At 43.4% G+C, this 14,563-nt stretch carries 15 protein-coding genes and 2 pseudogenes; 5 read left to right on the forward strand and 12 right to left on the reverse strand.

The window, feature by feature from the left end:
* Positions 1 to 50: 50 nt before the first annotated feature.
* From QZV86_RS13825 to QZV86_RS11305, 12 genes and pseudogenes are all read right to left on the reverse strand, one after another.
* Positions 51 to 616, reverse strand: a pseudogene (locus QZV86_RS13825) (class II glutamine amidotransferase); the annotation flags it as partial.
* 60 nt (positions 617 to 676) lie between these two features.
* A complete protein-coding gene (gene glmU / locus QZV86_RS11255) occupies positions 677 to 2,050 on the reverse strand; it encodes a bifunctional UDP-N-acetylglucosamine diphosphorylase/glucosamine-1-phosphate N-acetyltransferase GlmU (RefSeq protein WP_295627984.1) in 1,374 nt (457 codons plus the stop codon).
* Positions 2,051 to 2,464: 414 nt separating this feature from the next.
* On the reverse strand, positions 2,465 to 2,887 hold the full coding sequence (locus tag QZV86_RS11260; RefSeq protein WP_292919978.1) for a F0F1 ATP synthase subunit epsilon: 423 nt from the start codon (positions 2,885 to 2,887) through the stop codon (positions 2,465 to 2,467).
* A gap of 17 nt (positions 2,888 to 2,904) precedes the next feature.
* On the reverse strand, positions 2,905 to 4,284 hold the full coding sequence (gene atpD, locus QZV86_RS11265) for a F0F1 ATP synthase subunit beta (protein WP_292919976.1): 1,380 nt from the start codon (positions 4,282 to 4,284) through the stop codon (positions 2,905 to 2,907).
* A 30-nt stretch (positions 4,285 to 4,314) separates the two neighbouring features.
* Positions 4,315 to 5,199, reverse strand: a complete 885-nt coding sequence (atpG, locus tag QZV86_RS11270; protein ID WP_295627988.1) for a F0F1 ATP synthase subunit gamma — start codon at positions 5,197 to 5,199, stop codon at positions 4,315 to 4,317.
* 4 nt (positions 5,200 to 5,203) lie between these two features.
* On the reverse strand, positions 5,204 to 6,745 hold the full coding sequence (atpA, locus tag QZV86_RS11275; protein ID WP_292919973.1) for a F0F1 ATP synthase subunit alpha: 1,542 nt from the start codon (positions 6,743 to 6,745) through the stop codon (positions 5,204 to 5,206).
* 12 nt (positions 6,746 to 6,757) lie between these two features.
* A complete protein-coding gene (locus QZV86_RS11280; RefSeq protein ID WP_295627992.1) occupies positions 6,758 to 7,294 on the reverse strand; it encodes a F0F1 ATP synthase subunit delta in 537 nt (178 codons plus the stop codon).
* On the reverse strand, positions 7,294 to 7,767 hold the full coding sequence (locus tag QZV86_RS11285; protein ID WP_295627995.1) for a F0F1 ATP synthase subunit B: 474 nt from the start codon (positions 7,765 to 7,767) through the stop codon (positions 7,294 to 7,296). Before QZV86_RS11285 ends, QZV86_RS11280 begins: the two co-directional genes overlap by 1 nt.
* A 40-nt stretch (positions 7,768 to 7,807) precedes the next feature.
* Positions 7,808 to 8,080 (reverse strand): F0F1 ATP synthase subunit C, encoded by a 273-nt coding sequence (gene atpE / locus QZV86_RS11290; RefSeq protein WP_028461263.1) that lies wholly within the window; start codon positions 8,078 to 8,080, stop codon positions 7,808 to 7,810.
* A gap of 50 nt (positions 8,081 to 8,130) precedes the next feature.
* Positions 8,131 to 8,943, reverse strand: coding sequence for a F0F1 ATP synthase subunit A (gene atpB / locus QZV86_RS11295; RefSeq protein WP_295628003.1), 813 nt, complete (start codon positions 8,941 to 8,943; stop codon positions 8,131 to 8,133).
* A 24-nt stretch (positions 8,944 to 8,967) separates the two neighbouring features.
* On the reverse strand, positions 8,968 to 9,351 hold the full coding sequence (locus QZV86_RS11300) for an ATP synthase subunit I (protein ID WP_295628010.1): 384 nt from the start codon (positions 9,349 to 9,351) through the stop codon (positions 8,968 to 8,970).
* A 143-nt stretch (positions 9,352 to 9,494) separates the two neighbouring features.
* Positions 9,495 to 10,676, reverse strand: a complete 1,182-nt coding sequence (locus tag QZV86_RS11305; RefSeq protein ID WP_295628013.1) for an acetyl-CoA C-acyltransferase family protein — start codon at positions 10,674 to 10,676, stop codon at positions 9,495 to 9,497.
* Positions 10,677 to 11,021: 345 nt separating this feature from the next.
* Between QZV86_RS11305 and QZV86_RS11310 the strand changes: the two genes are divergently transcribed.
* The 5 genes and pseudogenes from QZV86_RS11310 to QZV86_RS11330 all read left to right on the forward strand — a co-directional run.
* Positions 11,022 to 11,366, forward strand: a complete 345-nt coding sequence (locus QZV86_RS11310; RefSeq protein WP_295628016.1) for a hypothetical protein — start codon at positions 11,022 to 11,024, stop codon at positions 11,364 to 11,366.
* 34 nt (positions 11,367 to 11,400) lie between these two features.
* Positions 11,401 to 12,729 carry a tRNA (N6-isopentenyl adenosine(37)-C2)-methylthiotransferase MiaB gene (gene miaB, locus QZV86_RS11315; protein ID WP_295628019.1) on the forward strand — a complete coding sequence of 443 codons (1,329 nt, stop codon included), beginning with the start codon at positions 11,401 to 11,403 and terminating at the stop codon, positions 12,727 to 12,729.
* An 84-nt stretch (positions 12,730 to 12,813) separates the two neighbouring features.
* Positions 12,814 to 13,812, forward strand: coding sequence for a PhoH family protein (locus QZV86_RS11320; RefSeq protein WP_295628022.1), 999 nt, complete (start codon positions 12,814 to 12,816; stop codon positions 13,810 to 13,812).
* Positions 13,778 to 14,287 (forward strand): rRNA maturation RNase YbeY, encoded by a 510-nt coding sequence (ybeY, locus tag QZV86_RS11325; protein ID WP_295628024.1) that lies wholly within the window; start codon positions 13,778 to 13,780, stop codon positions 14,285 to 14,287. The genes QZV86_RS11320 and ybeY overlap by 35 nt, the downstream gene beginning before the upstream one ends.
* Positions 14,288 to 14,373: 86 nt before the next feature.
* Positions 14,374 to 14,563, forward strand: a pseudogene (locus tag QZV86_RS11330) (magnesium/cobalt efflux protein); the annotation flags it as partial.

Raw genomic sequence — 14,563 nt, forward strand, 5'->3', positions numbered from 1 at the left:
ATACAATTGTATCACTCGAGCTATTATCCTGGGAGTATTGCCGTGCAAAGGTCTCCTATTCCCAATAATAATGGCGCTCCATTACGTGCCACAACAATTCTTTCTGGCCGGGCTTCCTCCATGACTGCAATCGCGTAAGCGCCGTGTAGCTCAGCAATTGATGCGCAAACCGCTGCCACCAAATCACCGGTATGCTTACGATTAAAAGCAATCAAATGCGCAATTACCTCAGAATCAGTATCGGAAATAAATTCAAATCCCTCCACCTGCAAGCGTTTGCGCATTATTTCATGATTTTCAATTATTCCATTATGGGCGATGGCGATTCGGGCAGGAGATTCTGGTGTTCCAGAAATATGTGGATGCACATTACGCTCGGAAGGGGCTCCATGCGTCGCCCAACGAGTATGTGCAATACCAGCAGAGCCTGTAAATTCTTTTCACAAGCAAGCTTTTGTAACTCGGTTACACGGCTCGTTGTGCGCAATCTTTGCAAACCATTACAAGCCACCACGAGACCAGCGGAATCATATCCTCGGTATTCTAAATGCAATAATCCATCTAATAACACTGGAACGATATTATTGTTTGCTACCGCACCCACTATTCCGCACATATCGCATTTTCCTGCTACTCAAACTGTCAAAAAAATACTACCGGGATGATAAATGCTACTTTATTTTTTGATTTTTGGAGGGCGTCCCCACCCAACAATGCTGACTTGTTTCGATCTGGACAAAGTAAGTTGATCCGCTGGCGTTTCTTTGGTAATCGTTGATCCAGCGCCAATTGTTGACCCTTTTGATATCTTAACAGGCGCGACAAGCTGCGTGTCAGATCCGATAAAAACATCATCCTCGATGATAGTAACGTGCTTGTTAGTGCCATCGTAATTACAAGTAATTGTTCCAGCACCGATATTGACATTCTTCCCTACGCAAGAGTCGCCAATATAGCTTAAATGATTCGTTTTACTCCCCACACCAATCTGGCTATTTTTAACTTCAACGAAATTACCAATCTGTACTTCACTGGCAAGTCGAGTGCCCGGGCGAATTCGCGCATAAGGGCCTATCTTGCAATTCTCACCAATTTCTACATCCTCCATCATGCTATAGGGACGAATAACACTTCCCGTCGCTACCGTTGCATTCCTGAGTATGCAATGAGCGCCTACCTGCACGTGATTACCTAGCTTAACAGTTCCTTCAAAAATACAATTAATATCAATTTCAACATCTGCTCCACAAATGAGTTCACCTCGTATATCAATTCGCAACGGATCAATCAAACTAACACCTTCATCCAGCAACTTATTAGCACAGTATTTTTGGAAGTACCTTTCAAGTTCTGCCAATTGGAGCTTGTTATTAACTCCCATTACTTCCCAGAAACTCTCGGCCTGTGACGACGCGACATGTATCCCATTTTTAACAGACATCTCAATGATATCTGTTAAATAATATTCCTGATGAGCGTTTTCATTTTTGATTGTAGGCAGCCATTTATGTAAATAAACATTGGGTATAAGCATAATACCTGTGTTTATTTCATGTATATCTTGTTGTTCAGCGCTGGCGTCTTTTTGTTCAACAATCGCAGTAACTGCTCCGGTTTCGATATCACGCACGATTCTGCCGTAACCAAAAGGATTTACTAATACTGTGGACAACACAGCACAGTTTCTCCCATCTGCCACGACCAATAATTGACGCAACGTGTGGATACTTACTAATGGAACATCTCCATAAAGAATAAGTGTCAAGCCATCATCACTAAGTTGAGATAGTGCTTGCATTAGCGCATGTCCGGTACCCAGTTGTCGCTCCTGTATCACCCACGTCAAATCATCCCCAATGATCGTTTGTCTTATTGTCTCTCCACCATGACCAATGACCACGCAAATTTTATTAGGTGATAGCTTCCGCGCTGTATTAATTACATGCGTCAGTAATGGTCGGCCGGCCAAAGTATGCAATACTTTTGGAAGCGAAGAGTGCATGCGCTTTCCAGCACCTGCTGCGAGAATTACTACATTTAGCTTCAGCATAATTCTGAATGATTTCGAAATAAATATTGTGATCTAATTGAATGAACGATAATTTTCCAGTAATTTCTTATAATAGCCTTTGTAAATTAACTCATCGCTGATTTTAATCTCTTCCGGGTTTAATTCCTTGCTCCTTGGGGCGAAGGCTGGTTGAAAACCGGCAGTCTGAAGAGCGCTTTTAATACCTCGCTGCTTGCGGCGGGGTGCTTTATTATTTATAATTTTACAAGTGGTTAAAACTAGCAGAAGTTTAGACAGAAAGCACAAAAAAGGCGACATATGCCGCCTTTTTTATATTTTCTATATTTTAAATAATATTACGGCAAGCTAATGAAGTAACAATTTTATACTTTGATTAACTTGTATTCAGTTATCTTTCAACAAATAATCGGAAACCAACCTTTTTTATATTGGCTAGTGTCCACGTTTTCTTAGTTTATCAATTGCCGCAAGCTGTGCCATCGCTTCTATCAATTCAGCCTGTGCTCTAACATAATCCAATTCTGATTCCTTATTTTTCATCGCTTCTTCAGCAGCCCGTTTCGCTTCAAGCGCTTTAGCTTCATCTAGATCGTGGCTTCGCACAGCAGTATCAGCTAATATGGTAACAATATCTGGCTGCACTTCTAGCATACCTCCAGACACATATATTAATTCTTCCTCCTTGAGCTGAGCTTTTATGCGCACCATACCAGATTTTATTTTTGTCAACATCGGTGTGTGACGCGGATAAATACCTACCTCGCCCATTTGTGCAGGTGCAACCATAAATTCCACAGGCCCAGAATAAATTGATTCCTCAGCACTAACTATATCAAGATGAAAAATGGTGCCCATCGCTATTTTCTCAGAGTTTATTGAAGTGTTTTCGATTTTTCGATTGCTTCTTCGATGCTGCCAACCATATAAAACGCTTGTTCTGGCAAATCATCATATTCACCTCCAACAATACCTTTAAAACCTTTGATAGTATCTTTTAGAGACACATATTTCCCAGGAGAACCGGTAAATACTTCCGCAACGTTGAACGGCTGAGACAAAAATCGTTGAATTTTACGAGCACGACTCACAGCAAGTTTATCTTCAGGAGACAACTCATCCATACCCAGAATTGCAATAATATCTCTTAATTCTTTATAGCGCTGTAAGGTCTGCTGCACTGCGCGAGCAGTATTGTAATGCTCTTCCCCTACAACTTGTGGATCAAGCTGACGTGAAGTTGAATCAAGAGGATCCACAGCCGGATAAATACCTAAGGAAGCAATATCGCGAGACAAAACCACCGTGGCATCCAAATGACCAAAAGTTGTTGCTGGTGATGGATCAGTTAAATCGTCAGCTGGTACATATACAGCTTGTATCGAAGTAATCGAGCCAGTTTTAGTAGATGTAATACGCTCTTGTAGCCGCCCCATTTCTTCAGCAAGAGTTGGCTGATATCCAACCGCTGACGGCATACGCCCAAGTAAAGCAGAAACTTCTGTTCCAGCCAAAGTATAGCGATATATATTATCTACAAAAAACAATACGTCACGACCTTCGTCACGGAAAGATTCCGCCATTGTCAACCCAGTTAATGCCACACGCAGACGATTCCCAGGCGGCTCATTCATCTGTCCATAAACTAGAGCAACCTTATCCAGCACCTTAGAATCTTTCATTTCATGATAAAAATCATTCCCTTCGCGAGTACGCTCCCCCACACCTGCGAATACTGAATATCCACTGTGCTCAATCGCAATATTACGAATTAATTCCATCATATTAACTGTTTTACCAACGCCCGCACCACCAAATAATCCGACCTTACCACCTTTAGCAAACGGGCAAATCAAGTCTATCACTTTGATACCAGTTTCCAACAGCTCTGTTGATGCCGAAAGCTCATCAAAAGCAGGAGCTTCACGATGTATCGACATATGCTGCTCAGCACCGATATCGCCCATTTCATCAATTGGACGACCCAAAACATCCATGATACGTCCTAACGTTTTGATTCCAACAGGCACATGAATTTGTTTCCCGCTATTTTGCACCATCATTCCACGACGCAATCCATCTGAAGAACCCAGTGCAATTGTACGAACCACACCATCACCCAACTGCTGTTGCACTTCGAGCGTAAGCTCAGAACCTTCCATTACTAATGCATCATATACTTTCGGGAGAGATTCGCGCGGAAACTCCACATCGATCACTGCACCAATACACTGAACAATTTTTCCTTGACTCATTGTTGTTCCCTAAACAAATACAAAAAATTTTTAAACAGCTGCCGCGCCGCCGACAATTTCAGATAACTCCTTCGTAATTGCCGCTTGCCTGGATTTGTTATAAATCAATGTCAATTCATCAATAACATTACCAGCGTTGTCGGATGCAGCTTTCATCGCAACCATCCTCGCCGATTGCTCTGACGCCATATTTTCAGCCACAGCTTGATATATTAAAGCCTCAACATACCGAACCATAATATCATCGATTACCGACTTCGCCTCTGGCTCATAAATATAATCCCATGATGTTTTTGTCTTTGCATCGCTTTGATTTTCGCTTTGCATAACTTCATCAGTTAAAGGGAGCAGCTGTTCCATAACTGGCTGTTGTTTCATGGTATTGATAAAGCGATTATAGAAAATAAACACTCGATCAAACTGATCTTGTGTATAACCGTCCAGTACCACTTTAACTGCGCCAATGAGTCTCGCAATATCTGGTGTATCACCAAGTCCTACAACTTGTGAGGTAATATTCGCACCAATTCGGCTCATAAAGCCAAGGCCTTTGTTACCGATACAACAAGCCTCTATCTGCTCACCCTCGTTATTCCATATCTTCATCTGACTCAAAGTCTTACGCAACACATTCGTGTTCAGTCCACCGCACAAACCCTTATCTGAAGTTATAACAATAATTCCAATTTTTTTGACGGTATCTCGTTCGATCAAGAATGGATGTCTATACTCGGTATTTGCTCGGCTCATATGCGCAGCAACATTTCGAATCTTCTCTCCGTAAGGTCGCGCTTTTTTCATACGTTCTTGAGCTTTACGCATTTTTGATGCCGCTACCATTTCCATGGCGCGTGTAATTTTTTGTGTATTCTTTACACTCTTGATCTTATTGCGTATTTCTCTGCTACCGGCCATTTGTTTAATAAGTTCCGCTTTGCTTAAATTCTATAATTGCTGCTGTCAATTCCTTTTCAGTTCCAGCATCAAGCTCTTTGTTTTTCTCTATATTGTCAAGAATTTTTCCATGTTGGTTGCGAATGTAGCTTTTCAGCGCTGATTCGAATGCTAAAGCACGACCAACTTCCACATCATCGAAATAACCATTATTAATGGCAAATAAAGTAAGCGCCATTTCTGAAACACTGAGGGTTGCATACTGAGATTGTTTCATAAGCTCGGTCGCCATTTTCCCACGCTCTAGCTGTTTTCGTGTTGCCTCATCTAAATCAGACGCAAATTGAGCAAATGCAGCTAATTCGCGATACTGCGCCAGAGCCAAACGTATACCACCGCCTAGCTTTTTAATCACCTTAGTTTGTGCCGCACCACCTACACGAGAAACGGAAACACCGGCGTTAATTGCCGGACGTATACCAGCATTAAACAAATCAGACTCAAGAAAAATCTGCCCATCAGTGATAGAAATCACATTGGTCGGCACGAAAGCAGTTACGTCACCAGCTTGTGTTTCGATGATCGGGAGAGCAGTTAAAGAGCCTGTCTTACCTTTAACCTCTCCATTTGTAGCCTTTTCAACATAAGCCGCACTTACTCGCGCCGCTCTTTCCAGCAAACGTGAATGAAGATAAAAAACGTCACCCGGATATGCCTCACGACCTGGAGGACGTCTCAAGAGCAATGAAATCTGCCGATATGCCCATGCCTGCTTAGTTAAATCGTCATAAACAATTAATGCATCCTGTCCTTTATCTCGAAAATATTCGCCCATAGTGCAACCTGAATAGGGTGCAATAAATTGCATCGCTGCTGATTCTGAGGCTGTTGCTGCCACCACAATGGTATATTCCATTGCACCATGTTCTTCGAGTTTACGCACTACGTTTGCAATTGATGATGCTTTTTGACCGACCGCGACATAAATACAAAACATGTTCTGGCCTTTCTGATTAAGTATCGCATCAATTGCCACAGCGGTCTTTCCTGTTTGGCGATCGCCAATGATCAATTCGCGCTGACCGCGACCAATCGGCACCATAGAATCCACAGACTTCAATCCAGTTTGCACTGGCTGATCAACAGATTGACGCCAGATCACACCTGGCGCGATTTTCTCAATGGGCTCCGACCTTACAGCTGTAATAGGCCCTTTTCCGTCTATCGGTTGGCCCAGTGCATTTACAACACGTCCTAACAAGCCCTCCCCAACTGGAACCTCGAGAATACGACCGGTACATTTGACTATATCGCCTTCACAGATATGTTCGTATGCACCCATAATAACTGCACCCACGGAATCTCTCTCAAGATTCAACGCCAAACCAAAAGTATTGCCTGGAAACTCCAGCATTTCCCCTTGCATTACATCTGATAATCCATGTATGCGCACAATACCGTCTGTTACAGAGACAATAGTTCCTTGCGTACGAACCTCTGCCGTATCCGCAAGTCCCTCAATCCTTTTTTTAATCAGCTCACTGATTTCGGATGGATTTAACTGCATTTATTTTAACTCCTAGCTTTTAAGGGCGACAGCCATAGCTTCTAGTTTCCCGCGAACTGATGCATCTAAAGTTTCATCACCAATTTCCACTTTGACGCCACCTATCAATTCGGGATCAACACTCACTTGAGCCTCTATTTTTCGATTAAATTTTTGCTCTAAATTATCAACTAATTTATTAATTTGATCGCTTTGCATTTTGAATGCACTGATGATTTTAGCTTCCAAAATACCTTCATGCTGTGCTTTCAATTGCTCAAATAATTGACTTACTTGAGGCAACACCAATACCCGTTTATTTTCAGCCATCAGCATTATAAGATTTCGCGCCTCGGCCGTGAATTTATTTCCGCCAATCTCTTGAATCAATTCACCTAGCTGCTTAACTGATATCAACGGATTTCCGATAAGGAGCCTCACTTGATCGTCTTGCGCTATTGCAGCTGCAAGCTGCAAAATTTTCGACCATTTAGACAACTCCTTACTTTCAACAGCAAGCTTATATGCCGCTTCCGCATACGGCCTTGCAACAGTAATTGCTTCAGCCATTATTTTAAATCTTCCCGTATTGCCACAAGCAGATCATTATGCGCTTTGGCATCCACTTCGCGACGCAATATTTTTGCTGCTCCCGCGACCGCCAATTCAGAAACCTGCTGCCTTAGCACTTCTTTTGCACTAAAAATTTCATGCTCAATATCTGCTTTTGCGCCAGCAACGATTCGATCGCCCTCTTCTCTTGCCGTTTTCTTCGCCTCTTCAATAACCTCCGCAGCGCGTTTCTCAGCTTGCGTAATTATCTCCGAAGCGCGCTGCTTGGCATCCTTCAGCACATCCGAAGAACGTTGACTTGCAATCTCCAATTCATGACGACCACGCTCACCAGCAGCCAAGCCGTCAGCGATCGTCTTTTGCCGCTCTTCTATCGCGCGCAGCAATGGCGGCCATACATACTTAATAGTAAACCAAATGAAGACTGAAAAGGCTATCGCCTGAGAAATTAAAGTAAAGTTAATATTCATGACAAGCCTGTATTATCTGATCTAAACAGCAAAAACATTATTACTGAATTACTGCCAGCAATGGGTTACCAAATGCAAATAACATCGCCAAGCCAACAGCAATAATAAATGATGCGTCCGTCAAACCTAACAAAAGAAATACCTTACCCTGCAAAGTTGGAATCATCTCGGGTTGACGCGCCGCGCCCTCAAGAAAGCGGCTACACATAACCCCAACCCCTATACATGCACCAGCTGCCCCAAGACCGATCATCAAACCAATACCTATTCCAGTATATGCCTGAATCATTGCTAAATACTGCAAATTATCCATTTTAATTTCCTTCCATAAGATTAAAAATACGCAACAAAAAGATCTAGAATTTAATGTGACTCATGCGCCATCGACAAATATACAACCGTCAACATCATGAAGATAAAAGCTTGCAAGGTTACAATCAAGATATGGAATATCGCCCAACCCGCCCCCAATATCGCGCCGAAGATTGTACCAGATACGCCGGTCGCCGCCCACATGCCCAACAATAGAAAAATAATCTCGCCAGCATATATATTTCCGAAAAGCCGCAGAGAATGAGATAAAGGTTTTGATACATATTCAATAAAATTAAATAGCAAATTCAACAACCATAACAATGGATTTTTTCCAAACGGCGTGCAAAAGAGCTCATGCATCCAGCCACCAAATCCCTTGACCTTTACATTAAAGAAGAGCATGAGCAGCCAGATTGATAAAGCCAACGCAAAAGTTGTATTGATATCTGTTGTTGGCACTATCTTCCAATTGTGCAAACCAAATGCATGCTCCATAATCCATGCCATAATATCTATTGGCAGAATATCCATGGCATTCATCATCAAGACCCACACAAAAATTGTCAATGCTGCGGGCGCAACAAACACATGGCGGTTACCGTGAAACGTATTCTTGACTTCATTATCAATGAACTCAACAGCAAGCTCAACAAAAGCCTGAGTCTTGGACGGCACACCGGAAGTTGCCTTACGAACCACCAGCCATATAAACCCCAAGCTTATAACACCCAGAATAATGGATGTTACCAAGGTATCAACATGAAGAACCCAAAATGATGAACCTTCACGGACTTGCGTTGTTAAATAGGTAAGATGATGCTCAATATATGATGTGGGTGTTAGTTCTGTATCAGATGCCATGCGCTGCCTGCTTCACTTATAAATTTATCTTATCTTTTTAGTATCGTCTGCCACTAATAACGCCATACTATAAACTAAAACCATCAGGATAAACGTTCCAATAAACACGAATGCATTAACATTTGTATAAAATTCAAACACCATCCATAACAAACCAATTGTTAACATTATTTTCACTGCTTCAGCTCTTAGAGCAGTTCTAATCGCATCACCCGCTGCATACCCTTTATGACGCGATACCATCACCGCAAATGCTGTCGAGGAAATTACGCTTACTGCTCCACCCAGCATTGCCGAAATCGCACCATGCATGCCAAGAATAAACAAAAAGACAATTACCAACGCAAATGTGATTGACAATTGCACAAGCAGAACAATTTTAAGTGGTCTATTCTTTATCCAAGACATTTTCTACCTGCCCTTGGAACAGACAGCATACCTGCACTTAAAAAAGGCGCAACTATAGCTTAATCGCTCCCGTCAGTCAACGAAAACCAGCATTTATCTTTTGCCTATTGCGCCTCTTTTCTTTTACCAAACTAAGCTCTAACCTACTCAAGTTTCTCAAAGATTGCCGCAATTCCTTGCCCACCACCAATACACATAGTCACCAATGCATAACGCCCATCGGTACGCCGCAACTCATACAGCGCTTTGATAGTTAAAATACAACCCGTCGCACCTATCGGATGACCCAGCGCCACCGCCCCTCCATTCGTATTGGTTTTTTCTGGATCAAGCTGCAGTTCTTTTGTGACTGCACAAGCTTGTACAGCGAACGCTTCATTGGACTCTATTACATCCAGCTCAGCTAACTTAATATTTGCACGCTGCAAAGCCATTTGTACAGCAGGGACCGGTCCGATGCCCATAATTTTAGGATCAACACCGGCATGACCATAGGCAACCAGCCGCGCCATCGGCCTCAAGCCCCTTTTTCGTGCCGCACCACTCTCCATCAATACTACTGCAGCAGCACTATCGTTTATACCAGAAGCATTACCTGCAGTTACTGTCCCCTCTTTTCTAAAGATAGGCCGAAGCTTAGCCAAGCTCCCCAAGCTCGTATCTTCACGAGGGTGCTCATCGGTATCAAAAATAATTGTTTTTTTACTAACAACTATTTCAACAGGCAATATTTGCTCTTTGAAATAGCCATTATTAATTGCTTGCAAGGCACGACGATGACTTTCCACTGCCAATCTATCCTGCTCTTCTCTACTAATTCGCCATTTTTCTGCGATATTTTCAGCTGTGACTCCCATATGCACCTGATCGAATGGATCGGTAAGCGCGCCAACCATCATGTCTACGGTACCGCCATCATTCATACGCTGCCCCCAACGCAGTGCCGGCAATAAATAACCTCCTCGACTCATAGACTCTGCACCACCCGCGACTGCCACGTCAGTATCATTAAGCATAATACTTTGACTGGCCGAAATAATGGCTTGCAAACCACTCCCACACAAACGATTAACTGTCAACGCTGAAGTATGTTGCGGCAAACCGCCATTAATACAGGCAACACGCGCTAGATACATATCACGGGATTCTCCGTGAATCACATTACCAAAAACCAGATGCCCAATATCATTAGGATCAACTTTTGCACGCGATACCGCCTCGCGCACTACCTTTGCCGCCAAATCGACTGGGGCAATCTGTCGCAATGCCCCACCATAATCACCTATGGCTGTGCGTACTCCACTTAAAACCACCACATCTCTCATGTATTTTCCTTGGTTGAAACACATCGAACAATCATACTAAGCCGCAGTCCGATCATCCGCAAATCATTTGAGCGAAGATATAATAACAAAAACCAGACATCCAGAATGAAATTGCAATACCGAATGATCCGCCACCTCCCCTATTCCTGCTAAAGTCTCACATCAAATACACATATTATCCTCGATCGAGGGCCCTGATTTTCAATCATCATCCTTGCCTGTCAATGCGCAATGATAGATTATGTCGTTTTGCCAATAATTAGCGTATCATGAGCCTCTATAATTTAGGTGTAATTCAGCTGATTCCTTGATGCTTACGATTAATCCGCTCCTGTCCAATTCCTTATGAATAGAACTTGGAGAACATCCTTATTACTGTTGATTGTGTTGATGGCAATGGCACAATCGATATTTAGTCAGCAAACAAGAACTTTTCCTGTTGAGAGTCAACTGGGAAATTTGACGGCTGTTTCTTTTCCAGTGTTCGTCATCAATAACCAGCAAATGCAAATGGGGCCAGGTGGGCAAATTCGCGGGATAGATAATTTGATCATTTTACCCAATGCCGCGAACTATGTTGGCCTTATCCGCTATCAGTTAGATTTCATGGGAAATCTGCATCGTGTTTGGATTCTGACTCCGGATGAAGTCAAGGAAGCGGAAAATCAAGGACAGCAAATACATCGATAACGCCGTAACCTTCTTAAATTCCAAAAGCTAACCCGTGAGTAATAAACTTTATATCAAAACCTTTGGATGCCAAATGAACGAGTATGACTCGGAAAAAATAGCTGATGTGCTACATGCCGCCTATGGCATGGAACCCACCAACGATCCGGCCGAAGCCGATATGATCTTGTTCAATACCTGCTCTGTGCGCGAAAAAGCGCAAGAAAAAGTATTTCATGACTTAGGACGGGTTCGACACTTGAAAGAACGCAATCCTAATTTGTTGATCGGTGTGGGTGGCTGCGTTGCCAGTCAGGAAGGCAAGGCGATTGTCAGTCGCGCACCATTTGTTGATGTAGTATTTGGCCCACAGACCTTGCACCGATTGCCGCAACTCATAGAAACACGCAAAGCAACCGGGCGCTCGCAAGTTGATATTTCTTTTCCTGAGATTGAAAAATTCGACTATCTTCCCCCTGCCCGCACTGAAGGTGTCACAGCATTTGTCTCAATTATGGAAGGTTGCAGCAAATACTGCAGTTTCTGCGTGGTCCCTTATACGCGCGGTGAAGAAGTTTCCCGTCCCCTAGAGGACGTACTAACAGAAATCGCCATACTTGCCGATCAGGGCATTAAAGAAATCACTTTATTGGGACAGAATGTCAATGCTTACCTGGGTATGATGAGTGATGGTGAAATTGCTGATTTTGCTTTACTGCTCGAATATCTTCATGAAATTCCGGGAATTGAGCGCATCCGCTACACCACTTCTCATCCTAAAGAATTCACTACGCGCCTGATTCAGGCTTACAACCAGTTACCCAAATTAGTCAATCACTTGCACCTTCCGGTACAATCTGGATCTGACCGGGTACTGGCCGCAATGAAGCGAGGATATAGCGTATTGGAATACAAATCCATTATTCGGAAACTGCGCGCTATACGCCCGGATATTACATTATCATCAGATTTCATCGTTGGCTTCCCCGGAGAAACGGAGGCAGATTTCCAGGCCACGTTGAAGCTGGTTGAAGACATGAATTTTGACGAATCATACAGTTTCATATACAGCCCGCGCCCCGGAACACCAGCATCTGACTTGCCCGATGACATGTCGCAGGAAGAAAAATTGGAACGACTGCACCGATTACAAGCACAGTTGAGCCTGCAATCCCGGAAAATCAGTCAGCAAATGGTCGGTTCAATTCAGCGGGTATTACTGGAAGGCATCTCTAAAAAGAACTTCGATGAACTGAGCGGGCGCACAGATAACAACCGTGTCGTCAATTTAGCCGGCGATTTTGAGTTGATTGGCCAGTTTGTCAACGTACGGATCAATGAAGCCCGCGCTCATTCGCTGCGCGGAGACATTATTTATGAATAAAAATGTACTTATAACATGAGTTTTGCTTGCAAAGTATCCCGTGCGCTGCGAAAATCAATCCCATTGAGATAGCATTTTCTGACATTGAAACCAACTCCCCTAGAAATTTCTTTCATGCCCACCGATAACCAACGCCTTGCCAATTTGTGCGGCGCGCTGGATGAAAATTTAAAACAAGTTGAAACTGCATTGGATGTGACCATTTCCCGACGCGGCGAACACTTCAGCTTATCGGGAAAATCCGGTCAAACAAGACTTGCAGCAAAAGTATTGCGCGATTTTTATAACCAATCACAGCACCATTTAAGTCTGGAACATATTCAGCTTGGTTTGATCGAAGCGATAAATCCACATCACAAAGCGGAGAACAATAGCACCGTCACCAATAGCATCGATATCACACAACCAGCAACATCCGGACTACTGACACGCCGCAGCAACTTATATGGCCGCACACCGCGCCAGGTTCAGTATCTGCAGCAAATTCAGGAACATGACATCACCTTTGCTATCGGCCCCGCCGGTACCGGAAAAACCTATCTGGCGGTAGCCAGTGCAGTCGATGCGCTTGAACGCGGCTTGGTATCCCGCTTGATTCTGGTTCGCCCGGCCGTTGAGGCTGGTGAGCGTTTGGGTTTCTTACCCGGTGATATGACTCAGAAAGTCGATCCCTATTTACGTCCATTGTATGATGCACTATATGATTTAATGGGCTTTGATAAGACAAGCAAGCAATTTGAACGTAATACCATCGAAATCGCACCACTGGCTTTTATGCGCGGACGTACGCTGAATCAGTCATTCATTATTCTGGATGAGGCACAAAACACGACACCAGAGCAGATGAAAATGTTTCTGACACGCATGGGATTTGGCTCAAAAGCGGTTATTACCGGCGATATTACACAAATTGATCTGCCCAAACATCAGAAAAGCGGTTTAATAGAAGCTCAGAAAATTCTGCAAGATATACGCGGCATCGCCTTCACCCGTTTTCTATCTGAAGATGTGGTAAGACACCCACTAGTTCAACGCATTGTCACCGCCTATGAAGCGCACGACAAACAAACTCGGCAATCCTGATCATCTTGTGCAGAAAACAAGGCCATTCAAGCTGATGGTGCAATATGCGACAGAGTGCGCAACAGTACCCACTCGAACGCAGTTCCGTCGTTGGGTCAAAGTTGCGTTGATGCAAGAAGCTGAGGTCGTTTTACGACTCGTTGATGAAAGGGAAGGACAAGAACTTAATCAGCAATTTCGTAGTAAAAATTACGCCACTAATGTGCTAACCTTTGTATATGACGACACAAAGCCCTTGACTGGCGATATTATACTGTGCGCGCCCGTGGTTAATGAAGAGGCACGACAACAGCACAAAAATCTATTGGCACATTACGCTCACCTAACCATTCATGGCATGTTACATTTACAAGGCTATGATCATATTGAAGACATTGATGCAGCAACGATGGAGCAATTGGAAACACAAATACTAGCCAAACTCGGCTTTGCAAATCCTTATCTAGAATATGACAATGCAAATTTCGCGCAATAGTCATGTAATGCTCCTACCCCTAGGAAACTGGCAAAGAAAATTTCTGCTCTATTTTTTTCTCACATCCACTGGATTTCAAATACATCATGGACGAACCTCCACCTAAAAGCGGCTGGTTAGAGCGGTTAGGCGCAATGCTCATCCGCAAACCGGAAGATCGTGAACAACTAATCACCCTGTTGCACTCTGCCTTTGAACGCAATTTACTCGATTCCGATGCGCTCAGCATGATCGAAGGCGTCATGCAAGTTTCCGAAATGCAAGCACGCGATATCA

Source organism: uncultured Nitrosomonas sp., from assembly GCF_902826915.1.
GTDB lineage: Bacteria > Pseudomonadota > Gammaproteobacteria > Burkholderiales > Nitrosomonadaceae > Nitrosomonas.

What these genes read in the sequence shown, in the direction of transcription:
- glmU (WP_295627984.1), bottom strand. Translation starts at nt 2,050, where the DNA reads ATGCTGAAGCTAAATGTAGTAATTCTCGCAGCAGGTGCTGGAAAGCGC.
- QZV86_RS11260 (WP_292919978.1), bottom strand. Translation starts at nt 2,887, where the DNA reads ATGGGCACCATTTTTCATCTTGATATAGTTAGTGCTGAGGAATCAATT.
- atpD (WP_292919976.1), bottom strand. Translation starts at nt 4,284, where the DNA reads ATGAGTCAAGGAAAAATTGTTCAGTGTATTGGTGCAGTGATCGATGTG.
- atpG (WP_295627988.1), bottom strand. Translation starts at nt 5,199, where the DNA reads ATGGCCGGTAGCAGAGAAATACGCAATAAGATCAAGAGTGTAAAGAAT.
- atpA (WP_292919973.1), bottom strand. Translation starts at nt 6,745, where the DNA reads ATGCAGTTAAATCCATCCGAAATCAGTGAGCTGATTAAAAAAAGGATT.
- QZV86_RS11280 (WP_295627992.1), bottom strand. Translation starts at nt 7,294, where the DNA reads ATGGCTGAAGCAATTACTGTTGCAAGGCCGTATGCGGAAGCGGCATAT.
- QZV86_RS11285 (WP_295627995.1), bottom strand. Translation starts at nt 7,767, where the DNA reads ATGAATATTAACTTTACTTTAATTTCTCAGGCGATAGCCTTTTCAGTC.
- atpE (WP_028461263.1), bottom strand. Translation starts at nt 8,080, where the DNA reads ATGGATAATTTGCAGTATTTAGCAATGATTCAGGCATATACTGGAATA.
- atpB (WP_295628003.1), bottom strand. Translation starts at nt 8,943, where the DNA reads ATGGCATCTGATACAGAACTAACACCCACATCATATATTGAGCATCAT.
- QZV86_RS11300 (WP_295628010.1), bottom strand. Translation starts at nt 9,351, where the DNA reads ATGTCTTGGATAAAGAATAGACCACTTAAAATTGTTCTGCTTGTGCAA.
- QZV86_RS11305 (WP_295628013.1), bottom strand. Translation starts at nt 10,676, where the DNA reads ATGAGAGATGTGGTGGTTTTAAGTGGAGTACGCACAGCCATAGGTGAT.
- QZV86_RS11310 (WP_295628016.1), top strand. Translation starts at nt 11,022, where the DNA reads ATGAATAGAACTTGGAGAACATCCTTATTACTGTTGATTGTGTTGATG.
- ybeY (WP_295628024.1), top strand. Translation starts at nt 13,778, where the DNA reads ATGAAGCGCACGACAAACAAACTCGGCAATCCTGATCATCTTGTGCAG.